The organism is Altererythrobacter litoralis (assembly GCF_036324225.1).
GTDB lineage: Bacteria > Pseudomonadota > Alphaproteobacteria > Sphingomonadales > Sphingomonadaceae > Erythrobacter > Erythrobacter litoralis_A.
On record NZ_JAZDQV010000010.1, the window covers coordinates 40,227 to 65,908 of the forward strand.

The 25,682-nt window shown below is 59.2% G+C and carries 26 protein-coding genes, 1 tRNA gene and 1 riboswitch; of the genes, 18 read left to right on the forward strand and 9 right to left on the reverse strand.

Going from position 1 to position 25,682, the window contains the following annotated elements:
• Position 1: 1 nt before the first annotated feature.
• On the reverse strand, positions 2-1,009 hold the full coding sequence (locus VRS74_RS10495) for a threonine aldolase family protein (RefSeq protein ID WP_354145212.1): 1,008 nt from the start codon (positions 1,007-1,009) through the stop codon (positions 2-4).
• A gap of 50 nt (positions 1,010-1,059) precedes the next feature.
• Between VRS74_RS10495 and VRS74_RS10500 the strand changes: the two genes are divergently transcribed.
• Complete coding sequence (locus VRS74_RS10500; RefSeq protein ID WP_354145213.1) at positions 1,060-1,362, forward strand: GNAT family N-acetyltransferase; 303 nt, start codon at positions 1,060-1,062, stop codon at positions 1,360-1,362.
• Positions 1,363-1,366: 4 nt separating this feature from the next.
• Here the strand turns inward: VRS74_RS10500 and VRS74_RS10505 are convergent, their stop codons facing one another.
• From VRS74_RS10505 to VRS74_RS10520, 4 genes are all read right to left on the reverse strand, one after another.
• The gene (locus VRS74_RS10505) at positions 1,367-2,917 is read right to left on the reverse strand and encodes a PH domain-containing protein (protein WP_354145214.1); all 1,551 of its coding nucleotides are present in this window, start codon (positions 2,915-2,917) and stop codon (positions 1,367-1,369) included.
• On the reverse strand, positions 2,914-3,456 hold the full coding sequence (locus tag VRS74_RS10510) for a PH domain-containing protein (protein ID WP_354145215.1): 543 nt from the start codon (positions 3,454-3,456) through the stop codon (positions 2,914-2,916). Before VRS74_RS10510 ends, VRS74_RS10505 begins: the two co-directional genes overlap by 4 nt.
• A 40-nt stretch (positions 3,457-3,496) precedes the next feature.
• Entirely contained in the window at positions 3,497-4,666 is a 1,170-nt protein-coding gene (locus VRS74_RS10515; protein WP_354145216.1) for an acyl-CoA dehydrogenase family protein, read from the reverse strand.
• A gap of 92 nt (positions 4,667-4,758) precedes the next feature.
• The gene (locus VRS74_RS10520) at positions 4,759-5,559 is read right to left on the reverse strand and encodes an enoyl-CoA hydratase/isomerase family protein (RefSeq protein WP_354145217.1); all 801 of its coding nucleotides are present in this window, start codon (positions 5,557-5,559) and stop codon (positions 4,759-4,761) included.
• Positions 5,560-5,699: 140 nt separating this feature from the next.
• Here VRS74_RS10520 and VRS74_RS10525 point away from each other — a divergent pair, with 140 nt between their 5' ends.
• The 4 genes from VRS74_RS10525 (at position 5,700) to VRS74_RS10540 (ending at position 9,914) form a co-directional block, all read left to right on the forward strand.
• The gene (locus VRS74_RS10525) at positions 5,700-7,286 is read left to right on the forward strand and encodes a fatty acid--CoA ligase (RefSeq protein WP_354145218.1); all 1,587 of its coding nucleotides are present in this window, start codon (positions 5,700-5,702) and stop codon (positions 7,284-7,286) included.
• Positions 7,287-7,334: 48 nt separating this feature from the next.
• Positions 7,335-8,237: an SDR family oxidoreductase gene (locus tag VRS74_RS10530; RefSeq protein ID WP_354145219.1), complete on the forward strand. Its 903-nt coding sequence runs from the start codon at positions 7,335-7,337 to the stop codon at positions 8,235-8,237.
• Positions 8,238-8,599: 362 nt separating this feature from the next.
• A complete protein-coding gene (locus VRS74_RS10535; protein ID WP_354145220.1) occupies positions 8,600-9,037 on the forward strand; it encodes a hypothetical protein in 438 nt (145 codons plus the stop codon).
• A gap of 97 nt (positions 9,038-9,134) precedes the next feature.
• On the forward strand, positions 9,135-9,914 hold the full coding sequence (locus tag VRS74_RS10540; protein WP_354145221.1) for a hypothetical protein: 780 nt from the start codon (positions 9,135-9,137) through the stop codon (positions 9,912-9,914).
• 202 nt (positions 9,915-10,116) lie between these two features.
• On the opposite strand, the gene VRS74_RS10545 is transcribed toward VRS74_RS10540, so the two are convergent.
• Positions 10,117-11,748 carry an AMP-binding protein gene (locus VRS74_RS10545; RefSeq protein ID WP_354145222.1) on the reverse strand — a complete coding sequence of 544 codons (1,632 nt, stop codon included), beginning with the start codon at positions 11,746-11,748 and terminating at the stop codon, positions 10,117-10,119.
• Positions 11,749-11,884: 136 nt separating this feature from the next.
• Here VRS74_RS10545 and VRS74_RS10550 point away from each other — a divergent pair, with 136 nt between their 5' ends.
• The 6 genes from VRS74_RS10550 to VRS74_RS10575 all read left to right on the forward strand — a co-directional run bounded on the left by VRS74_RS10550 (position 11,885) and on the right by VRS74_RS10575 (position 17,712).
• Complete coding sequence (locus VRS74_RS10550; protein ID WP_354145223.1) at positions 11,885-12,694, forward strand: helix-turn-helix transcriptional regulator; 810 nt, start codon at positions 11,885-11,887, stop codon at positions 12,692-12,694.
• A gap of 16 nt (positions 12,695-12,710) precedes the next feature.
• The gene (locus tag VRS74_RS10555) at positions 12,711-13,469 is read left to right on the forward strand and encodes an SDR family NAD(P)-dependent oxidoreductase (protein WP_354145224.1); all 759 of its coding nucleotides are present in this window, start codon (positions 12,711-12,713) and stop codon (positions 13,467-13,469) included.
• A gap of 246 nt (positions 13,470-13,715) precedes the next feature.
• Positions 13,716-14,882 (forward strand): tyrosine-type recombinase/integrase, encoded by a 1,167-nt coding sequence (locus VRS74_RS10560; RefSeq protein ID WP_354145225.1) that lies wholly within the window; start codon positions 13,716-13,718, stop codon positions 14,880-14,882.
• A gap of 418 nt (positions 14,883-15,300) precedes the next feature.
• On the forward strand, positions 15,301-15,489 hold the full coding sequence (locus VRS74_RS10565) for a helix-turn-helix domain-containing protein (RefSeq protein ID WP_354145226.1): 189 nt from the start codon (positions 15,301-15,303) through the stop codon (positions 15,487-15,489).
• A gap of 124 nt (positions 15,490-15,613) precedes the next feature.
• Positions 15,614-15,814: a primase-helicase zinc-binding domain-containing protein gene (locus VRS74_RS10570; RefSeq protein ID WP_354145270.1), complete on the forward strand. Its 201-nt coding sequence runs from the start codon at positions 15,614-15,616 to the stop codon at positions 15,812-15,814.
• Positions 15,799-17,712 carry a DUF5906 domain-containing protein gene (locus VRS74_RS10575; protein ID WP_354145227.1) on the forward strand — a complete coding sequence of 638 codons (1,914 nt, stop codon included), beginning with the start codon at positions 15,799-15,801 and terminating at the stop codon, positions 17,710-17,712. Before VRS74_RS10570 ends, VRS74_RS10575 begins: the two co-directional genes overlap by 16 nt.
• A gap of 780 nt (positions 17,713-18,492) precedes the next feature.
• Here VRS74_RS10575 and VRS74_RS10580 read toward each other — a convergent pair.
• Positions 18,493-18,840, reverse strand: coding sequence for a hypothetical protein (locus VRS74_RS10580; protein ID WP_354145228.1), 348 nt, complete (start codon positions 18,838-18,840; stop codon positions 18,493-18,495).
• A gap of 433 nt (positions 18,841-19,273) precedes the next feature.
• On the opposite strand from VRS74_RS10580, the gene VRS74_RS10585 reads away from it, so the two are divergent.
• From VRS74_RS10585 to VRS74_RS10615, 7 genes are all read left to right on the forward strand, one after another.
• Positions 19,274-19,948, forward strand: coding sequence for a hypothetical protein (locus tag VRS74_RS10585; RefSeq protein ID WP_354145229.1), 675 nt, complete (start codon positions 19,274-19,276; stop codon positions 19,946-19,948).
• Positions 19,949-20,101: 153 nt separating this feature from the next.
• A complete protein-coding gene (locus VRS74_RS10590; protein WP_354145230.1) occupies positions 20,102-20,509 on the forward strand; it encodes a (deoxy)nucleoside triphosphate pyrophosphohydrolase in 408 nt (135 codons plus the stop codon).
• A gap of 4 nt (positions 20,510-20,513) precedes the next feature.
• Positions 20,514-21,443: an HNH endonuclease gene (locus VRS74_RS10595; protein WP_354145231.1), complete on the forward strand. Its 930-nt coding sequence runs from the start codon at positions 20,514-20,516 to the stop codon at positions 21,441-21,443.
• A 5-nt stretch (positions 21,444-21,448) separates the two neighbouring features.
• Positions 21,449-22,096: a hypothetical protein gene (locus tag VRS74_RS10600; RefSeq protein WP_354145232.1), complete on the forward strand. Its 648-nt coding sequence runs from the start codon at positions 21,449-21,451 to the stop codon at positions 22,094-22,096.
• A gap of 87 nt (positions 22,097-22,183) precedes the next feature.
• A riboswitch (SAM-I-IV-variant riboswitch) is annotated at positions 22,184-22,286 on the forward strand.
• 49 nt (positions 22,287-22,335) lie between these two features.
• A complete protein-coding gene (locus tag VRS74_RS10605; RefSeq protein WP_354145233.1) occupies positions 22,336-22,602 on the forward strand; it encodes a hypothetical protein in 267 nt (88 codons plus the stop codon).
• Positions 22,603-22,604: 2 nt separating this feature from the next.
• Positions 22,605-23,126, forward strand: coding sequence for a hypothetical protein (locus VRS74_RS10610; protein ID WP_354145234.1), 522 nt, complete (start codon positions 22,605-22,607; stop codon positions 23,124-23,126).
• A complete protein-coding gene (locus VRS74_RS10615) occupies positions 23,116-23,373 on the forward strand; it encodes a hypothetical protein (protein WP_354145235.1) in 258 nt (85 codons plus the stop codon). The genes VRS74_RS10610 and VRS74_RS10615 overlap by 11 nt, the downstream gene beginning before the upstream one ends.
• A 35-nt stretch (positions 23,374-23,408) precedes the next feature.
• Here the strand turns inward: VRS74_RS10615 and VRS74_RS10620 are convergent, their stop codons facing one another.
• Entirely contained in the window at positions 23,409-24,842 is a 1,434-nt protein-coding gene (locus tag VRS74_RS10620) for an SNIPE associated domain-containing protein (RefSeq protein WP_354145236.1), read from the reverse strand.
• A gap of 724 nt (positions 24,843-25,566) precedes the next feature.
• Positions 25,567-25,641, reverse strand: a tRNA-Thr gene (locus tag VRS74_RS10625).
• Positions 25,642-25,682: the final 41 nt, after the last annotated feature.

Below are 25,682 nucleotides of genomic sequence, written 5' to 3' on the forward strand. Positions count from 1 at the left end.
ATCAAAGGTTCGCGACCGCCTGCGCCAGCGCCAGCGCATCATCCTGCGGCGTGTTCCACGCGGTGACGAAACGCGCTGCGTCGGCGCCCCAATCGTAGAATTCGAAACCCTGAGCCCGCAATGATTCCCGCTCGCCCGGCGTCAGCCGCACGAACAGCTCGTTTGCCTCGACCGGGTGCATCAGCCGCTCGCCGCATGCTCCGGCGATCTCCGCCGCTGCGGCATTGGCCGCGCGGGCATTCTCCAGCCAGAGATCGCCCTCCAGCATGGCGAGCACTTGCGCGGCCTGGTAACGGCCCTTGCATTGCAGGTGCCCGGCGCGCTTGCGACGGTATTTGACCAACTCCGCCTGCGCCGGATCGAACAGCACCAGCGCTTCGGCGCTCATCCCGCCGTTCTTGATGCAACCGAAAGCGAGCGTGTCGCACGGGCCAGCAGCATCCGCCGCGGAACCGCCGAGGAAGGCCACGGCATTGGCGAAGCGCGCGCCGTCCATATGCAGGCCCAGCCCTCGCTCCTTCGCGAAGGCCCCCAGCGCGGCGAGCTCATGCGGGCGATAGGCGCGTCCATATTCGCTAGCCTGGGTGATCGCGATCGCATGCGGCTGCACCTGGTGCACATCGGGCCGGATCGGATCGATCACCGCCGCGATATCCGCCGGAGTCAGTTTGGCGCCCTCTCCGCTGGCCAACATCAGCTTGGCGCCGTGAAGGTAGAAGCCGGGCGCGCCGCCTTCATCGACTTCGATATGCGCTTCCTCATGGCACACCACCCCGCCATGCGGCTGCACCATGGTGGCGAGCGCGAGGCAATTGGCGGCGGTGCCGGTGGCGATCCAGATCGCTGCGCATTCGCGCCCGAACAGCTCCGAAAAGCGCTCGTCCAGCGCTGCGCTCAAACGGTCGCCGTCATATGGCGAATCGGGCGAATCGGCGGCACGCATCGCCTCCCACAGGCGCGGGTGGATGGTCGCTGCATTGTCCGACAGGAATGGTCTTTGCCTTGGCATCGGTTGTGCCTGTAAAGCCGATAGCGGACTTGGCAAGCAGGAGGTGCGCAATGGCGCTCGAAGGCCTGATCATCACGCACCATGCGCAGGAGCGCGGCGGCAGATATGTCGCGCAGCTCGAAGGCGAAAGCGCGACTGGCTATCTCGAATGGGAGCCCGCCGGAGAAGACGTGCGGATCGCCACCCATACCGTCGTGCCGCGCAGCATCGGCGGACGCGGAGTCGCCGCGGCACTGACCGAAAGGTTGATCGAGGACGCCCGGCTGCAGGGCTTCCGGATCGTGCCCGCCTGCTCCTACACCGCAGCCAGGTTCGCCGAGCATCCCGAATGGGCGGATTTGCGCGCCGTCTGAAAGCTCACCCGCCCAGCCGGGAGAAATCCTTCGCTGCGATGCTGTCGAGGATGGCAGCGCGCAATTCGACCGCTTGTTCGAGCGGCAAGCCGGAGATCGAGAACTTCCCGCCTGCCAGCCCGAGATGCAGCGTGGCGTAGCCGCGCCGCCGTGCGATCGGCCCTTGCTCGATCTCGACCGAATGCAGCTTGACCCGCGAGGCGATCTGCGTGCGCGGCGAGAGCAGCCCGCGACGGGCAAAGATCTGCGTGGCGCTCAAGGCATGGCGGTGGAATTGCCATGCATAGAGATTGGCTCCCGCGAAGAAGGCGGCCAGTCCCAGCGGCACCAGAACGAAGGGCAGGGGCGCGAAAATCGCTACAGGAATCGCCAGCAGGGCAAAGACTCCGCCTTCGAGCAGCGCCGAATCTAGGCGGTATTTCCGGCTCGCGAGGTGCCAGTCGAGATCTTCCGAAGGGGGCGCGAATCCGGCTGCGCGGATTATCGGTGCAATCTCCTCCATCTTCGCGAAGGGCGCGACGACATGGCTCGACTGTCCGGCATCCTGCGCCAGGCTGGTGAACTTGAGTTCGTGCCAGCCGAAGCGGTATCGCACCAGCCCGGTGCCCAGCTCGATCGCCTGCACCCGGTGCACCGGCATCACCACATCGGTGCGCGTGAACAGCCCGCGGCGGCGGCGGAAGCCGCGCACCGTCTTTTCGAGCACGAAGCCCCAGTCGCGCAAATAGGTGCGCACCAGCCCTGTCACTGACCCCACCACTACCAGCGCGATGATGCCAGCAATTGCACTGATAACTTGCAACATCGGGCCCAGCCCGGCGATCCAGCCCTGTTGGCTTTCGGCAAGGCCCAGCCACAAATCGGGATCCCACAGTTCGATCCCGGCAATGCTCTCGGCATATTGGAAAGCACCGCCGATCACCGCGAAGACCGCGAGCGAGAATTCGAACAGGCCAAAGGTGGTGAGCCGACCCGCATCCATCGAGAACAGCACTTCGGCGGGCTCGTCGGCTGGAACCTGCGCGGCATCGGCTGCCGGGCGCGCCGCGACTTCCGCCGCCTCTTCCTCGCGCCGTTCGCGAATTAGCAGCCGCAGCGCTTCGCCTTGAGCCTCGGTGAGATAGGCAAGCTTGAGATCTTCCGCCCCGCCCGCGCCGGTTTCGAACTTGACTTCGACCAGCCCGAACAGGCGCGGCAGGAATTTCTGTTCAAGGCTGACGTCCTGGATCCGTTCATAGGGCACCGAACGCGCCGCGCGGCTGACTATGCCGCTCTCGACGCGGATATCCTCCTTGCCGGTGGTGTAAGTTAGCCGCAGCCAGCGCAGGTAGGCGATGCCGAAATTGATGCCCACCAGTATGAGAACGAAGGGCAGGAAGAGAAGCGCCTTGTCGGCGACTTCGCCTTTCCTGAAAATCGAGAACAAGGCGATGCCGATCGGCAGGGCGAGCTGGCCGAGCATCGACACGGCACGAACCAGGAAAGTGCGCGGATCCGTGCGCTGCGGCTCGCCTGCGGCCGCGACAGGAATCTTGGTGGGGTCCTGTTCGCTCACAGTGACTCGCGCTTGATGTGGCTGCGGATTTCCTCGCGCATGTCGCGTGCGAGCTGCTCGCCCAGCCCCGGAAGCTTGACCGAGGCGTTATGCGTGCCCGCCGTGTGCAGCGTGAGCGTGGCGATGCTGAAGAAGCGCTCGATCGGATTCTGGCTGACGTCGATATGCTGCACCCGGCCGAACGGCACCACGGTGTCGTGCCGTAACATCAGCCCGCGCACCACGCGCAGCCGGTCGGTGCTCATGGCATAGCCGCGCGCGAAGAAGCGCCGCGCGGGAAAGCGCAGGATCAGCAGCAGCGCGGCGAGCGCCACCGGGGTAATGATCACCGCCGGGGGCAGTATCGCCGACGTCTCAAGAACGAGCGCGCCGACGATGAAAGGGATCGAAACCAGCGTGGTCTCGACCCGCAGCGCCCAGACGTAATTGGGGTGGAGCTTGGTCAGTTCCTGCTCGTCGCCATGCCCGCCGATTGCAGGCGTGGAAGGGGGCGCAAGCTCTGGTGGAGCCACGGGTGTCGCCGGAGTGTTCTCGTCCATACCGTCTTGCATGGGCAATACGGCTTGGCGCGTCAATAATTTAGCGGCGCTGGTCGAACCTCCGGCCGATCATCGCAGCAGCGATATTGGTCTTCTGCACATCGGTGGTGCCTCCCGCGATCCCCCAGGCGAAACCGTCGCGCAGGCGCTGCTCCATCCCGTAATCCTTGTGGTAGCCATAGCCGCCCATCACCTGCACGCCCATCGAAGTCACTTCGCGCACGATCTCGTTCGCATAGCATTTTGCGACCGAGCTTTCGTAGACCGTGGGCAGCCCGTCGGGCTGGTGCGCGGCATTGGCTGCGGCGCGGTGGATCAGCAGGCGCGCGGCCTCAACCTTCATCGCCATTTCCGCGAGCTTGATCTGCACGGCCTGGAATTCGACGATCGGCTTGCCGAAGGCATGCCGTTCCTGGACATATTGCGTCGCCTGCTCCAGCGCCGCCGCCGCGACGCCAAGGCTCTGGGTGGCATTGCCGCAGCGTTCGAGCCCGAACGCGCTCATCAGTTTGCCGAAGCCGCCTGCCCCGACGATGACGTTGGCCTTCGGCACGCGCACATCCTCGATGGCATAGTCGGCGGTCTCGATCCCGCGAAAGCCCATCAGCTGCTCGCGCTTGCCGAACTGCATGCCCGAGGCATCGCGATCGAGCAGGATCGCGCCGATCCCCTTCGCGCCCGGCTCGTCATTGTAGCGGCAATAGGTGACGTAATAGTCCGAGTGCCCGCCGCCGCTGGTCCAGCGCTTGTAGCCGTTCACGACATAGTGGTCGCCATCCTCGACCGCGCGCGTCCTGAGGTCGGTCAGCGCGGTACCCGCATCGGGTTCCGACATCGACACCGCAACGACTTTCTCACCCGCGATCACTTCAGGCAGGATGCGCGCTTTCATCTCCGGCGAGCCGAAACGTTCGATCGTGCGGACCGGCCCCACCAGCGCTTCGAACACCGGAAACGCCACGGCGTTCGAGATCTGGGCGAATTCCTCCAGCACCAGCAGGGCTTCGAGATGGCCCAGCCCCAGCCCGCCATATTCGGTGGGCAGGTTGACGCCCAGGAAGCCCATTTCGCCATATTTGCGTACCATGGCGCGCGGGACCGGATAATCCTTTTCCTCCATGTCGCGCGCCAGCTCGGGCAATTCGGCGCGCGCGAATTTGCGCGCGGCTTCCTGCAATTCGCGCTGCTCGTCGGTAGGGCGGAAGTCCATGGCCTCTGCGTCTCCCCTTAGGTCCGTCCGCCATTCCTAGCGCATGTTTGGCCGAGTGAGCCTAGCGCATTTGCGAGGGGAGCCGCGCGCGCTCAGCGATCCTTGTATTCGGGCGGGCGCTTTTCGGCGAAGGCGCGCTTGGCCTCTTCGAAATCCTGCGTCTGCGCCAGCATGACCTGCTGCCGGTCCTCGATCGCCAGCGCCGCTTCGAAACTCGGCGCATCGATATTGCGGTTGAGTGCATCCTTCGAAAGCCGCAGGCCCATCGGCGCCGTTGCCAGCATGTCGCGTGCCAGTTCGAGCCCGGCGTCGAGCAGCGCCTCCTCTTCGACCACGCGGCTCACCAGCCCGCATTGGAGCGCGCGTTCGGCCCCCATGAAATTGCCGGTGAGGATGAATTCGGCGGCAACCGACGCCCCCACCAGCCGCGGCAGGAAATAGCTTGAGCCCATGTCGCAACCGCCCAGCCCGATCTTGATATAGGCCGCGTTCATGCGCAGGCTGGGCGCGCCGATCCGCACATCGCTCGACAGCAGCAGAGAGAAGCCGCCGCCGCACGCCGCGCCGTGGCCCAGCGCGATCACCGGCTGCAGGCATTGGCGCATCAACTGCATCACAGTGGCGATGGCGCGTTGGGTACGCCAGCCGCCCTGCACCGGCCCCTCGCCTTCGCGGCCCGGCCAGGAGCCGGGCGTGAGGTCGAGCCCGGCGCAGAATGCCCGCCCCGCCCCGCGCAGGATCACCACCCGCACATCGAGCCTATCCTGCAGCCCGCGAAAATAGGCGTCGAGTTCGGCGATCAGGCCGGCGCTCATCGCATTGAGCTTGTCGGGCCGGTTGAGAGTGACGATCTCGACGCCGTCGCGCGTCTCGACCAGCAGTTCTGCGCTCACTTCGATCTCCTGTCGCCAATTCCCCGAATGCACGAGACCCTAACGCAGCGCCGCGCGATCGCTGCTATGAAATATGCCAATGGCCGAGGAGGGTGTACCACCTACACCCCTTGGCGAGAGGCATTCGGGAAAGGGCTGCCATGTCGAGCATCGGCGATCCCCAGACCATTGGCGACATCGTGCGCCATCAGGGGCGCGAACGAAGCAATTCGATCGCATTCGAATATGAAGGGGACGTGCTCACATTCGGCGAGCTCGACCGGCGGAGCAATCGCGCCGCCAATGCTCTGGCTTCGCTGGGTGTCGGCAAGGGCGACCGTGTCGCCTATATCGGCAAGAACTCGCACATCTATTTCGAGATCCTCGCCGGAGCGGCCAAGCTCGGCGCGGTGATGACGCCGGTCAACTGGCGGCTCGCGCGGCCGGAGGTGAGCTATGTGGTCAACGACTGCCAGGCCAAGGCGCTGTTCGTCGGCCCGGGCTTCGCCGAGCTGGTCGGCGATATCGAAGGGCAGCTCGAACATGTCGCCGGCATCTTCGGCTCGGAAGCGCCGGAAGGTAAGTATCCCGGCTATCCCGAATGGCGCGACGGCTTTCCCGACAGCGATCCGATGGTGCCTTGCGCGGTGGATGACGACGCGGTCCAGCTCTACACTTCGGGCACGACCGGGTATCCCAAGGGCGCGATCCTGACCCACGGATCGATTTTCTCCTCGCGCATGAACGAACGCAACGCCGAAGATTTGCACGACTGGCAGAAGACCGTCGAAGGCGAAGTGGCGCTGCTCGCCATGCCATGCTTCCACATCAGCGGCACCGGATATGGCCTCGGCACGATCTTCAACGGATCGAACGCCGTGGTCCTGCCCGAATACGATCCGAGCCGGGCGCTCGACCTGATCGAGAACTACAACATCTCCAAGATCTTCATGGTGCCGGCGGCGATCCAGATCCTGCTCGACCATCCGCGCGTTCGCGAAGTCGATTTCTCCAACCTCAAATACATTACCTATGGCGCATCGCCGATCCCGCTCGAGCTGATGAAGCGCGCGATGGAAGTGCTGGGGTGCGGCTTCGTGCAGATGTACGGGATGACCGAGACGACGGGGACGATCGTCGCGCTCGGCCCCGAAGACCATGTTCCCGAAGGCAGCCCGCGGATGCGATCGGTCGGGACGCCGCTCAAGAATGTCGAGATCAAGGTCATCGATGCCGACGGCAATGAAGTGCCGACCGGCACGATCGGCGAGATCGCGACCCGCAGCCCGAAGAACATGAAGGGATACTGGAAGCGGCCCGAAGCGACCGCCCAGACGATCGATCCCGAAGGCTGGCTGCGCACCGGCGATGCCGGCTATCTCGACGAGGACGGCTATCTCTACATCCAGGACCGGGTGAAGGACATGATCATCTCGGGCGCGGAGAATGTCTATCCGGCCGAGGTCGAGAACGCGATCTACTCGCACCCCAAGGTCGCCGACGTCGCAGTGATTGGCATCCCTGACGACAAATGGGGCGAAGCGGTGAAGGCCTGCGTGGTGGTGAAGCCGGGCGAGCAGCTGACCGAAGCCGAAGTGATCGCACATGCGCGCCAGCACATCGCCGGCTACAAATGCCCCAAGTCGGTGGACTTCATCGCGGCGCTGCCGCGCAACCCGTCAGGCAAGATCCTGCGCAAGGATCTGCGCGCACCCTATTGGGAAGGCAGGGACCGGGCGGTAAACTAGGGCGCACAAGCCTGCCGCAGTCCGCACAAGGATATCGAGGAGTTACCGATGGACGTATCACAGCTGATGTTCCGCCCCGGCCTGATGGAAGGCGAACGGATCCTCGTTACCGGCGGTGGCACCGGCCTGGGCCGCGAGATGGCGGAAGCTTTCCTCAAGCTGGGCGCCACGGTCTATATCTGCGGGCGGCGGCAAGGGAAGCTCGACGAGACCGCGCAGGAATTGATGGCACAACACGGCGGCAAGGTCGTGCCGATGACCTGCGATATCCGCGATGCCGATGCGATCCATGCCATGATCGATGCAATCTGGGCCGATGGCGGTGCGCTGACCGGCGTGGTCAACAATGCGGCGGGCAATTTCATCAGCCGCACCGAAGACCTTTCGGTCAACGGCTTCAACGCCATCGCCGACATCGTCTTCCGCGGCACCTTCTATGTCACGCTCGATGTCGGCAAGCGGATCAAGGCCGAAGGCGGGCGGTGCAACTTCCTGGCGATCCTCACCACCTGGGTGTGGAACGGTTCGGCCTTCGTAGTGCCCTCGGCCATGTCGAAGAGCGCGATCAACACCATGACGCAGAGCCTGGCGGTCGAATGGGGCCGCTACAACATGCGCTTCAACGCGATCGCGCCGGGCCTTTTCCCGACCAAGGGCATGAGCGCGCGGCTTAGCCCCGGCGGGCGCGGCGGCAATTCGAACAATGAGATCAACCCGATGGGCCGCCATGGCGAAATGCACGAACTGGCCAATCTGGCGGTGTTCCTGATGGGACCCGGCGCGGAATATGTGAACGGCCAGACCATCGCGATCGACGGCGCGGGTTACCAGGCGACCGGCGGTACCTTCTGGGCTCCGCTCCACGCGCTGGGCGACGCCGAATGGGACCAGATGCGCGCGATGATCAAGGGCACCAACGAGAAGGACAAGTCCGAACGCACGACCGGCTAGCGCTCGATTCGTTCAGGCTGCGGGGCGTTTTTCTGGCCGATGCGACACTTGCGACAGTGTCCTGAAAGAGAAAAACCTTCCTCCCGCATGAGAGTGCGAAGCCCGGTTCCGGGATGATGCGACAATGGCAAAGAGCGCCGCGCTTTTGCCAGATCGCTGCGCTGTAGGAAAATCGGAACGTCGGCTAACGACCCAATTGCGGATATTTCATGAATGGAAAATTTCCTGTTCGCCAACGGCCCCTATGCAGGCATCAAGCTGCCGCAGCGGCGGGGCGCGTGGTCGCCTTAACGTTGACCCGAAAGGCCGCATTAAGGCTTCCTGCCCGAGAAATTTGCAGCTCCGCAAATGAGGGAATGAACATGAAGAAGATCATCTCGACGGGTCCCGCAATATTGCTCGCCCTTGCCGGATTTGCTTCAGCCTATGCGCAAGAAGCCCCCGCCGACGACGGGACCGAACCTGAAACCACCGAGAGCAATGGTGCCATTGTCATACGCGAAGCGATTTCGGAAGAGCGCCAGGCGACCGACGAGGAAGGCAATCTGCTCTTCAACGAAGACGGCAGCCCCATGATGGAAACTGTCACCACCGGTTTCGTCCAGACAGTGGAGACGCCGTCGGGCAATCTTCACACCATAACGAAGGAAGACGGCAGCCGCGCAATCGTGACTCACGAGCGCGCCGAGCGGACCGAACGCGTTGCCAAGGCCGAAAAGCCCGAAAAGCCCGAAAAGCCCGAGAAGCCGGAAAAACCGGAAAAGCCGGAAAAGCCCGACAGGCCGGGTCGCCCGGGCTAACTCCCGCGAAGTATATTGTAGCTATGCGGGCGTCGTGTGCCGGTTACCAGCCAGCTCCCGGCGCCCGAAATTCATGAAGAGATAAGAGGGGCGAGCCATGCCGATCATCCATCCCGCACTGACAGCGGCTGTCGTGTCAGCGCTTGCCCTGGCGGCCGCGCCCGCCATGGCGCAGGAATCCTACGTCCAGATCAACACCGGCGTCGATTATTCGTCCGGCGACTATGGCGATGTCGAAGATACGGACTATCTCGCCATCCCGATCGGGGTGAAATACCAGGCGGACAATTTCTACCTCAAGGCGTCGATCTCCTACCTGCATGCAGAAGGCCCTTCGGGCGTCATTCCGGGCGAAGGCGGCGGCACCTCGGGCACGCCCGGCGGCACGATCACTTCGCGCAGCGGCATTGGCGACCTGTGGCTCACGGCTGGCTATTCGCTGCCCGTCGGGGATGCGACCTGGTTCGACGTGGTCGGCAAGGCAAAACTGCCAACCGCCTCGGAAGCGAAATTCCTTGGCACGGGCAGCACCGACCTGACTGCGCAGGGCGAACTGCTCCACAGTTTCGGCAGCGTCAGCGTGTCGGCCTATGGCGGGCGCCGCTTCAACAGACAGAGCGATGTGCTCGCCTTGCGCGATGTGTGGGTCGCTGGCGCGGGGGTCTATGTCTCGGCAGACCGGCTCATGGTCGGCCTCGATTATGACTGGCGCGAAGGGGCGACAGCCACGTCGCCCAAGATCAGCGAAGCAACGGCATCGCTCACCTACAAGCTGAGCGATACGTTGCGCCTGCAGGGTTATGGCTACACCGGCTTTGCAGATGGCAGCCCCGATCTGGGCGGAGGCATGCAAATCCTTTTGCGGCTTGGCGACTGACCAGAAATGTGTTGCGCTGGGCTTAGCGTGGCAAACTTGGCAAATAGTTTGCCATCGCCTCATACTGACGTCGGCGCTCCAGGCAATTTTTCGGCGACTGGTCGCTCAACTTTGGTAGGGCGCTAAGTCCGCTTCCCACCCAATAACAGTCATTCGACTAGCTTCCGCTATCGGCCATAAACTGCCGTAAACCCGAAACGCGCTATCCCGCCTCCGCTTCGTCGGCGATGGCCTGCGCCGCCTTGTAATCCGGCTTGCCATTGTTGAGCCGCAACGAGCGCTGGGTGAAGACGTAGAGCCGCGGGATCTTGTAGCTGGCGAGGCCTGCACGCGCTTCCGCATCGAGCAGCGGCTCGAGCCCTTCCTCGCTGCCTTCGGGCTGGACCACGGCCACCACTTTCCGGCCGAAGCGCGGATCGGGCAGGCTGACGACGCGCACGTCCTTCACCCCCGGATGCGCCTGCAGCACGGTTTCGACCTCTTCGGGAAAGACCTTCTCCCCGCCGGTGTTGATGCACATGTTGTCGCGCCCGATGAAATCGAGCGTTCCATCCGGGTTCCAGCGCGCGCGGTCGCCCGTCATCAAATAACGCTTGCCGCCGATCACCGGGAAGGTCTGCGCGTTCTTCTCATCCTCGCCCAGATAGCCCAGCGGCAGCGGGCCCGAGCGCGCCACGATCCCGACGCCTTCGGTGCCCATGGGGATTTCCTCGAGGTTCTCGTCGAACAGCGTCATCCCGCGGTCGGGCACAGCGATGAAATCCCCGCCGCCCAGCGTTCCGTCTTTCGTGGTCACTCGCAGCGCGGTGCCGCCGCTTTCGCTCGAACCCAGCACGTCGGACACGACGAGTTCGGGGTTGAGCTCGACCAGCCGTTCCTTGTGCAAAAGCGAGAACAGCGCCCCCGACGAGCCGACCAGCCGCAGGCTGGCGATCGCTTCAGCGGCATCGGCACGCGCATCGAGCGCCTTGAGCAGCGGCATGGCATGTGCGTCGCCCACGATCACCAGCGCGCGCACCTGCCGGTCGCGGATCGTGTCGATCGCGAGGTCGGCGTCGAAGGATTCCATCGGCAGCGTCACCAGCGTGCCGCCTTTGAGCAAATGGTTCACCGCCGAATATTGCGCCGTACCGTGCATCAGCGGGCAGAGCGGCATGAAGGGCGCCTGGCTTTCGGGGTGCCCCGGCACCTGCCGGGCCGCGATGGCGGCATGTTCTTCGAGCGAAGTGGCGATCTCGGGCGGGACGAGCGGGCTGGGCGACCATGACGCGATGCCGAGAGCTTCCCATGCTGCGCCGAACGGCCACATCACCGCCTTGGGCATGCCGGTGGTGCCGCCGGTGGCCATGAAGAACATGCAGTCGCGGTCGTCGCAGACGGCGAAATCCGGGCCGATCTCGCTCGCGCACAGAGCCTCCCATCCGGCATCGCCCGGTTCTGCGACGAAAGGCGCAAGCGCGCCTTCGGGCATGGCGCGCGCACCCGCTTCGGAATATTCGCGGTTCGCGAACAGCGCCTTGAGGCCGAAGCGCGCGAAGATGTCGACCAGCTCGCGGTCCTTGTAATGGTAGTTCACATTGACCGGGGTCACGCCCGCCTTGGCGCAGCCGAAATAGGCCAGCATGTATTCGGGCGTGTTCCTGAGCATCTGGCCCGCGACATCGCCGGGCTTGAGGCCCCGCGCGACAAGCCCGGCGGCGATTGCGTCAGTCATGGCGTCGAATTCGCCCCAGCTGACCACGCGATCGCCATGGACCAGGGCGGGACGGCCCGGTTCCACCGCCTTCGCAACGGCCTTGATCGCATATCCGAAATTCTCGCCTTGCCACGCCATTGCTCGCCCAACCTTCCTTGTTATGCTACCCAGCCTAATCGGCGACTCGCACCCAAGCGCCTGAACAAAGTAAGAGGCTGCGGTGCGAATGCGTGTATGACGCAGCCGTTATGGGACGAGGATAGGAGTTTCTGGCTTGGCATCCAATGTCGTAGAACTTCGCACGCCGCTCAGCATGGAGAGCGTCGAACTGTTGCTTGAGCGGGTCACGATTCGCTGCACCGACGATATCCACGATGCCGCGATCGCGCTTGCACGCGCTGCAGCGGAACGCGGAATGCAGGTCGCCATGTGCGACGATATCGCCGCCAAGACCGCCATGTTCGACGCCGACGGCATCAACCTCAATGCAGACATCTTCGGCTGGATCGACGATGGCGTTCGCTGGTGGGAAGACAGCCGCCTCGCGCTCCACTGGCAGCTGCCCCGCGCCTGCCGCTATGAAAGCGAACCCTTCTGGGTGAACCGCTATGGCTTCCACACGCGCTGGCGGAACTCCTATCTCGATGACATCGACCTGAGCGATTACGAGAAGAAGGCAATCTGCAAGGCGTCGATCGTGGTTCCGGTGCACCTGCCGTTCGGCCAGATCTCCTGCAACACCTTCACCAGCCTCGATCGCAGCAAGGAAGACCTTTCGGAGGAATTCGCGCGTTACGGCTCGCTGTTCGGCCAGCTGATGCGCCGCTTCATCGCGGGCTATGTCCAGGCCAACCGCACCAAGCGCCGCATCCCGGCGGACTGCGTGCTGTCGAAGCGCGAAGTCGAGTGCCTGCGCTGGGCCGCGATCGGCAAGACCGACCGCGAGATCAGCATGATCCTCAATCGCAGCCACGCGACGATCCGCTATCACATCCATCGCGCGGGCGAGAAGCTCGATTCGGTCAATCGCGCGCAGACGATCTTCAAGGCCGGGCAGCTCGGCTATCTCGGCGCCAGCGACTAACCGGCCAAGCGCTCAAGTGAACGGCTTTTCCTTCGACCTTTCGGGGCGCACTGCGCTCATCACCGGCGCTTCTTCGGGCCTTGGCGCGCGTTTCGGGCGGCTGCTGGCCGGATCGGGCGCGAATGTGGCGCTGGGTGCACGGCGCGCGGACCGGCTCGCCGCGCTGGCGGGCGAGATCGGCGACAAGGCATGCGCCGTGCAGATGGACGTCGCCCGCGAAGCCGACATCATCGCCGGATTCGACGCCGCCGAAGCGGCGTTTGGCGCCACGGTGGACACCGTCATCGCCAATGCCGGGATCGACGGTGCGGGCATGATCGCCGAAATGCCCGAGGACGAGATCGAGCAGACGCTCAACGTCAATCTCAAGGGCGCGATCCTCACTGCGCGCGAAGGCGCCAGGCGGATGATGGCCGCGGGCGTGCCCAACGGGCGCATCGTGATGATCGCCTCGATCACCGCTTTCGAACCTTCGCCCGGCCTCGTCGCCTATTCCGCCAGCAAGGCGGGCGTTGTCCAGGCCGGTCGCAGCATGGCGCGCGAATGGGCGCGCCGCGGCATTTCGATCAACACGATCTCGCCGGGCTATATCCGCACCGCGATCAACGATGCGTGGTTCCAGACCGAGGCCGGGCAGAAACACATCGCACGCTTCCCGCGCAAGCGGCTGATGGGTGAAGAGGGGCTCGACGCCGTGCTGCTGTTCCTGTGTTCGGACGCAGCCGAATTCGTCACCGGCACCGACTTCGTGCTCGACGACGGGCAGACGTTGTAGGCTGCTCTACCGCTTCGCTGCTTGAGCGCGGGAACACGCCCCACGGGGCGATCTGTTCGACGATGTTCGGAGAGATGGTGCTGCTGGGGAGGATTGAACTCCCGACCTCACCCTTACCAAGGGTGCTATACTGAACGTTTACGGCTTTACGCGAACAAAATTAACCAATAGAAACAGTCTATAGCGCCCCATAATGTTCGCCCATGTTTTTCATGTTTTTTTCATGTTTTGTGAGAGATCGTTCAAATGGTGGATTTGAGCAAGATCGGAGAACGCGCGAAACTCAAGCCAAGGCCGGGGGACGAACCTCATTGGCAGCCCCTGCGGAAGCGGTGCTACGTTGGCTATAGACCAGCCAAGAAGGGCCCTAAGGGGACATGGCACGCGCGCGCCTATGACACCGATGCGGGACAATACAGGCGTAAGGTGCTGGGGGATTACGGCACTCTGTCAGGCCACGAGGTGTACAATCAGGCCAAGGCTGATGCCGAGGAATGGGCCGTAACGGTTGAAAGCGGGGGCATGCGCTCTCGTAGATTAGTCACCGTGAGGGATGCGTGCGAAGACTATCTCAAAGACAAACCCAATGCGATCGCAGAAGGTGTCTTTCGGCGACACGTCTATGACGATCCTGTCGCCAAGGTCGCCCTCGACAAATTGCGTCGCCACCATTTGCGCGACTGGCGCCAGCGGCTTGAGGAAGCTCCGGCGCTTATATCACGCAGCAAGAACAGTGAAAAAAGGACGAAAGAGCGCTCAAAATCGACGATAAATAGAGACATGGTACCCGTGAGAGCGGCTCTACGGAGAGTTCTGAGGCTAGGGGCACCGAATACGGATGGAGCATGGCAAGAGGCGTTGAAGCCGTATAAGGGCGCCAATAAACGCCGCGACCTGTATCTCGACAGAGAGGAGCGGATGAAATTAGCGGGCGCTGCGGACGGGGAGATACGTCCATTCATTAAGGGCCTCTGCATTTTGCCGCTACGTCCCGGCGCTCTCGCCCAGCTGAAGGTGAAAGACTTCGACAAACGCACTCGCGTTCTAGCGATCAACAAGGACAAGAATGGGAAGCGCAAAATTACCATACCTCCGCTTGCTGGCGATTTTTTTGGAGCGCTCGTAAGCGGTAAGGCGCCACATGAGTTTATCTTTAGCCGAGAGAACGGCGCCAAATGGAACAATGACACATGGAATCGGCCGATCAAAAGGGCTGCTAACGTCGCCGGTCTCTCTAATTCGGTGGTCGCTTACACTGTCCGCCATAGCGTCATTACGGACTTGATCCGCGCCCGCTTGCCAATCCTCACGGTGGCGCAGCTAGCGGGCACGAGCGTGAACATGATCGAAGAGCACTATGGACATCTTGTGAGCAATGACGCCGAAGAGGCGCTTGCCAGCATCGCCTTCTAGAGTGGCCCGCGCCATACGTGTGCGCATGGGGGGGTACGTGGTGAGGGGGTGGGTGGCCAAATAGTGTGGTGCCATACTGGCAATGTCTCGCGTCGCACTCTGGCATATTGGTGGTTGCCGATTTCGCCGACCGATTGATGTGAATTAGCCTTCAAAGCGGAAAAATGCACACTTCGAAAATTTTTTCCGGCGTGCGCGCCGTGAATAAAGATTATGCCCTTTGAATAATTTCCCGATCAATTATCACACTGAATTCATGACTGATTGTATCAAATGGTGGATCGACGGCGATGCATAAGCTTCATTGCAAAATGGAGCGCCCCAATTGAATAAGTCATTGAAAAACTGATATCTTATGTATTGATCCGGCCGATTTCGTGCGTAAACGGGATGACACTGTTGAACTCGTGGGAGTAACATGGTGTCTAATTCTGAAGTACTCAAAATCGCATACAGCATACGTGAAGCTGTTGAGGCTACTAGTCTCAGTAGAACCACTATCTATAAGCTCATCAGCGAAGGCGATCTTCCAATCGTAAAGGTCGGAGGCCGCTCTCTGATCCCTTCTTCAGCGCTGATCGAGCTACTGGCCGCTCCGCAAAACTGAACAACCGCCGATCACAAGGGTGACCGACGGCTGCTTTGGACGAGCTACTACGTACCACCTTTGCGATCGGATTGCCACAAGGTATCCGAAAATGAGAAACACTTGGAATGATTATTCTGAGCGCATGATCTGCGCTCTGCAGCTAAAAAAAGCCGGCGCAACCGAGTACCACGGGCCATGCCCCTACTGCGGCGGGACGGATCGCTTCCGCATTCAAAACTGGCAAGGCGAACTTAAGCACCATTGCCGTCAGCAGTGCGACTTTCGATCGCGAAATGCCCTTCTGACAAGGATGGGCCTGCTCCCAGAATGGGGGCGCTCATGAATTACGCAGAGCGAAAGGGCGTCAGCCTCTCATATGATGAGACAGGCAATGCGGCCGAAAATGGCGGGGTAATCGTCGTGCCAATCTACGACTTGGACACAGGGCAGGCGATTGCCGAACAGCACATTTACTCAGATGGCAGGAAGCGTTTCCAAGGAGCCTTTTCCGATTATATTGCGGGGAATTTTGTGGGGCCGGAAACCCATAAGCTCTTTATATGCGAAGGTTGGGCAGATGCTGTCGTCATTCAGAAGCTGACGGCAACGCAGGTCCTGTGGGCTTTGAATAACGTCGGCGTCGCAAAGGTAGCGAAGTGGGCGTGCAAAAACCTTCTTGCCCGACATATCGTGATCGCGGCTGACTTTGACAAAGAGGGCATAAGGCCACTTCTCGACGTCGACGGAATTGGAAAAGCGACTTTCATCCACCCACCAGTGATGGGTGAGGACTGGTGGGAGCTAGCCAAAAGAGATGAGCCACTGTGCGCCGCAATCTTGAATTCGTCAAAGCCGTTGAGCCTTGAGGATGCGGCAATCGCTACAGGCTTAAAGGAACCAGCATGCCCTAAGGTGGTGCCTATGTCATTGAAGGACATGCTGGGCCGCCTTGTGTTCGTTGCTGATGGGTCTCTTATTCTCGACCGAGTGGAGCCAAATTGCATCTTAGCCAAAGCGGACTACCGTAATTTCCTGCTAGCTTCAAAGGAGTTGGTCGAGGCTGGAGACAGCACGAAGAAGGTACAGGGCTTCGACTTATGGATGAAGCACCCAGACAGGATCACCCTGAGCACGGTTACATTCCGCGCCGGCGCTGATGAATTCACACAAGACCCGAAAGGCTGCGCCTCTTACAATCGTTGGCGTCCAATCGACCGACCCGCGCCTCCCGCGGAATGGAGTTCTATCGCTCAGCCATTCTTCGACCACGTGAGATGGCTTTTTGGTTCGGAGGCGGAATCATTTCTGGATTGGCTGGCCCATATTGAGCAGCGGCCGGGAGAGCTGCCACATTACGGCTGGCTTCATGTAGCGACAAACCACGGGATGGGGCGAAACTGGATTGCCAGTGTCCTGCACGGCGTCTGGCCCGCGAATGTCGCGACCAATTACAATCTCAGCGAGACGCTCAAAAACGGCTTCAACGGAGCCTTGTCTGGCAAGATATTGGCTGTCGTTGATGAGATTGACGAGGGAAATTCCGGCAAAGCGTACCAGCACGCCCAAACTCTAAAGAAAATGGTAACCGAGGAGACGCGCCTCATTAACCCTAAGTTCGGGCGTCAAAGCGTCGAGTGGAATAGTTGCCGATGGCTGGTTTTCTCCAACAAACTTTCCGCTCTGCCGTTGGAAGACGGCGACCGTCGTTTCTGGGTGGTTACGACAGACGAAGAGCCGAAATCGCCTGAATATTACGTCGATCTCTATCGGTTAAAGGTTGATCCAGAGTTTATCGCTTCTGTCGCCCATGCTTTGCGAATGAGGGAAATAGGCGGCTTCAATCCCGGACAACGTCCACCACTTTCAGCGGCCAAAAAAGCGGTGCTTGCAAGGTCACGGACCGAGTTCGAAAACATTCTGATGGAAGTCGCAGAGAAGTGGCCGGTGGATCTTGTCACGTCAGCGGAATTGAAACGTCTGGTGGGTGACGAAGGCTGGCCTAAGGGTCCTGCAGTTCGCCACGGGGTGGAGCGTGCCGGCTTTGTGAAGCTTTACGACGTCTGGGATGAAAATGAATATGGAGTGCGAACAAAATATCAAGTGTACTGCATAAGAAATAGAGATGTTTGGTGCACCGAAATCATAAGCCGACAATCTTTTCGTGACGAGATTGCCAGATTATCAATAGAAAAGAAGATAGAAAGTTTAGGTGTATTTATGGAGGTGATTCCGTACTATTAATGATAGCATCACCTTTGGCACCTCTGGCACCCCTATATCGAAAAGTTTCAAGATCACATCTCTAATCTATAGTTTTAGAGACAGGGGTGCTAGAGGTGCTAGAGGTGATCCAGATTTGATCCGTGCTCGCCTTGCTAACCTGCCGCTAAATCAAAAAGTGCAGTCATCAAGGTTTTGCCCGTCCGAACGTGTCAACCCTCGAGCGGATTAAAGACATTCCCTTGCCCTTAAATCGTTCAAACAAGAGGCGAGCCTTTTCGAGGCGATGCCTATGGGCCCCGATAACATAAATGATAATCGACGTTCATTATCGGAACCGGTGTCTCCTTGATCTTCTGCCAACATTCATCACCTTTTTCTGAGGCCTCACCGGTTAGGTCTTTGAATTTTAGTCCCCGTGCTTGCATGCAAAGAGCCATGTATTCTCGGTATGGTGCACCGTGCCACATAGCTTGGTCTAATTCGGCATCTTTGATCACCCCCTCGAAATAGTTTCGGCGGAATTGGATTCCTTCGCTCGTATTCGCCAATATTTTACACTCGGCGAGCGCTTTCTCAGCCGTCGAAGCTCCGGTTTGGCTCCCGCAGCCCCCGAGCGTCATCGCGGCAACTACGAGCGCAATATTACGCATATCACCACCTCTATTCGTTGGCCCTGCCACATGGAAAATCTCTCTTTTCTGAAACGAAGCAAACAAGGCGACATACATTCGTACGGCTTGCATCGAACACCTGAAAGGCGCGGGGGCGCTTGAAAAGATTGCCGTGCAGTAGGGCGGCCTAAACGACCAAAATAGCTGCCATCACCAGCAAAAAGCTCGCCCATCGTGCCGCGCGCAGCATAGGGATTGTCCTTGCCATACGTTGGGAAGTCACGCGCCGCTGGTACAAGATTACAGCCCACTGCATGAGCGTCATAAGACCGAGCTGGCCAATCACGGCTGCCACGCCAACCCCAAAACCGTGGGTCAGCGCAGCGGCAGCAAAAATCATCGCCGCCATCCACCACACCGGAGAGTTTACCGGCATGCTAACAGGGGCAGAACGTGGTCCTTCGGTGCGCTTGCGATGATCCGGACGGCCGCGACGGCCCGAGTACTGGATCGAAGTACTAACAGCTGTGGTCATTCTCGCCTCCATGCAGCATCGTACGGTAAAGGCCAGCAACGACGAATGCAGCAAAATTCTGCCGGCAGGTCAGAGGTTCAACCCTCTTTCTCATGCCGTAGGCCAATCGCCAAAAGCTGCCGGATAGCATCCGCGCGATTGAGCATAATGAGGGGCGCCTCCAACCGCATAGCCGCAAGATAGGCATCGATCTCGCGCACTACCGTCGCCGGCAGCCGGACGCTGATCGTCTCCATCGGTTCGGGTAGCTTCGGCCTTCCCATGTTACGATCGCCCTTTCCTCTGGCGACTTGTAGCGGACGCGAGCGGGCTTGTGTGCAACGTAATAATCGTGTACGAAAATGCCTCATCTGACCCTATGGCCCCCGCCCCTCATGAAAGCTGAGGCAGCGGCTCAGCCTGTCGGAATGTCGGATTAAGGGAGGCTACGTGGATGAGGATTAAGCAGGCTGCAGCCTTAACGGCTATGCTGGCTCTGGCGGCATGCGTTTCGACGGCCAAGCCAATGCGGAATGCCCAAGGCGATATCGTGCAGTGCAAATCTGCAGGATGGGGCTGGCTTGGGGCCCCTATCGCTTTGGTGCAGCAGGGTGATTGCGTCAGCAAACTGCGCAAGCAGGGCTACTATGCCCTCAACGAAAATCCGAATGGAGCGAGCATTCCCAGTTCGGCAGTGAAGTACAAGAGCAAGATCAATTTCGCACTTCCGGCTGGGTGGGCAAACATGCCGATCTCGTCGCAGCTCTCTAATGCCGGTGTGCGATATTACACCACGAACAACACCTTGGACGCTGGCATCATGGTGTCGGCCATAAAGAGCAGCGCTGTAACCGATATGGATACCTATCTGGGGTCGATCCAGTCTTCAATCAAAGCGCAGGCTAGCGACGCGACCTTTTCGTCTACAGAGGACCTGCAGGTGGGCGCTCTCTCAGCCTATCGCTACCGGTATAATCTGACCCAGAACGGTTTACGCCTCGCCTATGTCGTGACGGTCATTGCGGGATCGAACGAAATTGGTGTCGTCACGGCATGGACAACAGAGCCGAATTTCACTGCGATCGAACCTCAACTGCTGGCGCTAACGGATAGGGTTGGCGGCATCTAGCGGCGAGCCTGCGCATCGTCCCGGCGATGCCCAAGAACCGCGGGACTGTCTTGCCGCGCAGATCAGGGGGGGTACGTGGTGTAGAGGCACCGGCCTCAATTCTGCGGTACCATCCGCTTGGTCTCGCGCTTCGCTTGCTTTAGAACCCTACACATGGCCGCTCATATTGACGTCGCTGCAGCAATAATCCGCAGAGAAGACGCGATATTTGTTGCGCGAAGAGGCCCCAACCAAAAGATGGCGGGCCTCTGGGAGTTTCCCGGCGGCAAAATTGAAACCGGCGAAACTCCCCAGTGCTGCGTGGTGCGCGAACTGATGGAAGAGCTATCCATGACAACCGCTGCGGGCGCGATCATTGCAACCAACACTCACCGCTATGAGGAACTCTCGGTAAATCTGATCGCGGTTGAAGTGCAAATGCTCAAGGATCAATTCACTTTAACCGTTCACGATCGGGCTGATTGGGTGCCTCTGAACCGACTTTTAGAGCTAGATCTAGCACCAGCGGATATACCGATAGCAGAGCAAGTTATCGCCGTTTCCGAGCAAAGAGGAGCCTGAACCGATGCGGTATTGGTGGGTCAACCAGAACCAGACTTACAAGCACGAGGTTCAGGGTGGCTTCCTCTGGTCTCCCAAGCGCAACCGCGATGGGCGCCGCAACCAGTTTTACGACAACATGATGGAGGTTCGAGCGGGAGACCTTGTTCTGTCTTTCTGCGACACGCGGATTAAAGCTCTCGGCATTGCACAAGGGAGCGCCCAGTCAGCCGGCAAACCTGAATTCGGCAACATTGGTAATCAGTGGGATGATGACGGCTGGTATGTACCCGTCGAGTTCGACGAGGTTGCAGTTCCCGTTCGACCAAAAGATTTCATTGACGAGCTCAGGCCCCACCTCGCCGACAAATACGGCCCGCTTCAAGCAGATGGCAACGGCAAGCAGGCAGTATATCTAGCTGAAGTCTCGCAAGACTTCGCCGAGACGATCCTGCGGAAGCTGGGGGCAGGCTTCAGCCAAGTTTTGAGCCTTGATGACACAACGGTAGAAAACGCGGCCGATGACGAGGCACAGTCTGCGCTTCAGGGACGCGTAGACATCGGGCCGACACAGAAAGAGCAACTCGTTCTTGCCAGACGCGGGCAAGGCATCTTCAAAGCAAACGTGCGGCTGAACGAGAGGGGGTGCCGCATTACAGGGGTCACAGATCCCCGCTTTCTGATCGCCAGTCACATAAAGCCATGGAGGCTTTGCAACGATCATGAAAAGCTTGATGGCTGCAACGGCTTGCTACTTTCACCGCACATCGATCGCCTTTTCGACAAAGGCTACATTAGCTTTGATGATGATGGCGCCATCCTCAAGTCTGCGAAACTTCCTGATATGGTGTGGCAAGGTTGGGGGCTTGTTCGAGAAACCGTGATAGGCAACTTCAATCATGGCCAGAAGGTATTTCTAGCATTCCATAGGGCAAACATCTTTCAGGGTGATTGACAGCGATGATTAGCATCGAAGCGATTAAAGTCATCTCTGCATTGCCATCTTTCAAGGCAATCCGTGCAGCGAGCATCATTTTTGCCTTCTCCGCAGTTGCCGGATGCTCGTCTGAAATCGACTATGACCAATGCATACTCGATGCCGCACAAAGTGGAAAATCTCAATATGCGACAGAGTTAATGGTCGAGGTCTGCGACCGCAAAAAGTCTGAACAGGAAGCTATAAAACTCTCGAAAAGCAGCGAGCCCTGCTATGAAAAAATACGTAACGATTACGCTTCATTGGCATACACGCGATATCCCGAAGAATTCGGGGGGGGGCTATATACCTCACGCGTCGATTGGAATGGTGGATTCCGACAGGACTCTATAGACCGTTTCAACTTAATTGTTGATGGATTTCGGAACAGACAGGAGAAAAATAATAAAGCTTGCTCTATTGATGAATTCAATAGTTATGTAGTGGATGTGAAGAGAAATATAGGTAGAGACTTGGATATTTTCTTGTATGGGCGCCCTCTGGAGGTAGAGGGAGCAGCGGCAGCAACTGAAGAGGAGGCGGAGGCGGTAGAGGCGGAGGCGATCGGAGGTGGGGTGGCCGAGATCCCGGCAGCTGCAGAAGAGGCAGCAGCAGCGGATGACCGTTTTTAGGGTATTGAGGAGCACGGAGCTGCTCTAAATTCCGGTGGTAGCCCATTTATTTTGGGTTGAAGAAAAGCATGATTTCTCGTAACGCTTAATGCGCATCAAGAGAGGGTATTCCCTCACCAACCTGCCCCGCTCGGGTAAGGTGGTGTCGCTTCGGCGAGATGTGGCGGTAGACGCAATGAAACGGGCGTGATCTCCGCAACATCGGTTCTTCTTGCGATGCATGACGCAAGGAGAAAGCTATGTCTGTTAATGCCGAAATCCGAGAGCCTTCGACCGAAGAGGTTGTCGCTGCGGTTCTACGGATCTTCACCCGAGACCAGATCCGTGACTTGTCCCCTATACCCTTCCGCAGTTTTGTCGCAATGGTCGCGCGCCGCCTCGCCAAAGCTGGACCGCCTCCAACGGATGACGAGCTTGAAGGCCTTCGTGAACTGGCGTTCGAGCACCTCTGGCATCCCGCCTTCGAAAGCCATACCCCGAAAAACAGGTCAGACGGAGGGAAATGACGATGAAAAGGCCCACCATTCCGATGTCGGCGGAACAGCTGCCGCAGCAGCGCATCGTACCGCTGGCAGACCTCGTTGATCGCCCCGTTCCTTTTGATGCTGTCGTCGGTTGGGACGAGAAGCCTGATGGCGTAGAACTGCCAAATGGGCCGCGCAATGCAGACTATCTAGGTCAGGTTGAGTGGACATGGTCGCCCATGCATAACCGCATTGATGCCTACTACATCAGCCGCGGCAGATCCCACTGGATGCTGTGGATTTACAGCTATGGCGATGATGATGGGTGGACATGGCTGGCCGTTGGCCACGTACCGCGCAGACAAGCATCACGTATGCAGGCCGCAATTCATCTCATTGCCGATTTTTGGCGGATGGAGAGAGATAAAACCGAGCTCGACCACTACCATTGGATCAATGAGCAAGGAGACCTCGGCTCAAGCGAATGGCGCACCATTGCGTTGCTGGTTTGGCCAGAAGTTGCCGCCCAACGCATCGCTGCAGCGGGCAATGACAATGACCACTGACAGCGCTCATAGTGGCAAAAGAGCAGTGTTTGTCGTGGTCCCGCAATGGCCATCCGGTACAATGGCCATGAAGTTTGGCAGCGCGCTGATGAAAGCGCTTCGGGTGGACGAAGGCAATGCAGAGCTGGTCCAGTTTGCGCCCGATCGAGTCTTTCGTGTGCAGACTGATAGAACCGAGGCGGAACTCGACGCAGCCCTGCGCGCGAGCGGTGTATCTTGGCATGGATCGGTGCGATTGGCTGACTAGTAGGCGCAAGCTCTTTCTTGAGAAGATGGTTGCAATTATATCTCCGCAGGGAAATCGAGCGCGCCCATCGTTTGCTGTTTCGCCATGACTGCGTTTCTGCGCGCCAACGTCTCGTGCCAGTCCTGCGCTTCGCGATCCTTGAAGAAGCTCGCATCAGGCGCAAGCCGCGAGACGGCAGCCTCTATTTCATCGAGAGCGACCCGAAAGAACTCCTTCCGCATGTTGGCCATATTGATCCTGCGTTCGGCAAATTCAGCGTGTAGCGCCGCTTCAAGCGCAGGAGCCTCCTCGGAATAGATCATAGCGTGGGTGTCGAACCCAAATGGCACGCTAGCATCACCGAGCTCCTTAACCCGATCGTCTGGATTGAGCCGCCGTGTTAGCCCGATCTTCACGACGCCTTCGCCGAAAGAACCGATGTTCGAGATGATGTAAACGTATCCAGTCTTCGTCATCTCCGCCAACGCCTTGGCACGCTCAGCCTTCTCGTGGGCTTCGGCTAGGGCGGATTCAAGCTGCTCGATCTTTGCCAGAAGGGTTGCATCGCTGGGCCTTTCACCCGCTGCTTTTCGCGCTCTTTCGAGCATCTCTTGATACTTCTGTTCCTCTAGCTCTGCCTTTCTGGCTTCTTCAAGCAGGTGCTTTTCCTCGCGCTCGGCACGTGCCAATTCCGCTCGCTCTTCTCGCTCTTCCTTTTGCTTTTCACGATATTCATGGGTCAAAAAAAGCTCTTCAAGTTTGAGCCGCAAATAGTCGGGATGTATCGTCAGTTTCATGGAGGCATTAGCTTGGTCTATGGCCTCCGCGGCCTTTACGATGCGCTTCTCCATGGCGTTGACATTATTCCAGCGCGTATTGGAGATTGCCGCTTCGCATTCGTTATTGAAGGCGCGCAGAGTCAACCGCGACTGCCGATTGACCATCGCGCTGCCCTTGGCGGAGCTGCCGTTCAAGGTCCAAACTTCAGGGCAGATTGTGGCAGTCTTGTATGAAACCATCTTGCGCTGGCGTTCCCGCACCTCCTTGATAGCTTGCTTGTAGCCCTCGCTATCGCCAAAATCGAAGTGCGGTTCATATAAACCGTGCTCAGCGAAAGAGAGGCGCTCGTCGTAGATTGCAATTTCGTTTAAGAGCCGATCAAGCGTCCCTCGCTTTTCACGATATTCTGTGCGGGCCTCCTCCATCTTTAGTGTGATTGCGTCATGTTCAGCTTGCATTTTTTCAATTTCTGCTTCGATCGACGTGATCGGAGCTAGCCGTTCATTCAACTGTATTATGGCTACCTTATGCTCCGAAATCTCAGCTTCGCGCTGCTCGTTCAACTGAACAATGGCTGCCTCGTATTCTGCCACTTCAGCTTTGTGCTTCTTGAGCGAATTTCTCGTCAGCCACCAAAGAACGCCAAATGCTGGACCGGCGATAACAAGCGCCAAGAGTATTGTGAGAAAGATGGCAGCACCGGTGTCCATGGATTTTCCCCTTCTATTCCAGCCTTTTAAGCCCTTAGATAGCGTGCAATTTTATTGCTGTCATCTCCCGCACGAGCGGATATTGTCCATATTTCGCATGGATCGCCGATTTTCAGCAGACTGGAGGCTGCAGCCGATGTCGACGCAGCGCTGGCAGCTCTAAATGAAGAAAGGCCCCGAGTAGGCAATTGGGGAGAGTCTACTCGGGGTCAGTAGAGGAACCGACAATGCGGTTTCCTTCGGGTCGCAAGGCCGAGTGACCAACGCTCCCCTGTCTGTCTTTGACCTATGTCAAACTTGATGGAGGCTCACGATACCGATCGCCCGCGCATGATGCGCAATGCATCAGTTCTAATGGCGAGACAAAGCCCGATGCAGGGATGTGGCGGCAAAATAAAGCAGGAGAGGCCCGCGTATCGTGTAGGGTAAGAAAGCCCTAGCCCTGCCGCTCTGCATTCTTATGCGAGGCTAGGGTTTACGCATGTTACACAGTAACATAAGGGTCTTACTGGTGCCCTTAGGTGGAACCACCATCCTCAACGTTAGGTCGCACGAATGGCGCCAATCCGATCCTTTTTTCGCAATGACGTCAGCAACCTGCATGGCTATGCGGTCTTATGGAGCCGGTGGGACTAGATGCCGGCTGACCGCGGCTTTCTCACACGCTCTTTTTCATGTTTTTTTCATGAGCGCGGAAGCCATCTCTTCTAACTTATTGAAAAGATGGTGCTGCTGGGGAGGATTGAACTCCCGACCTCACCCTTACCAAGGGTGCGCTCTACCACTGAGCTACAGCAGCGCCGGAAAGAGTGGCGCGCCTATTGTCGCGCGCGGGCGCAA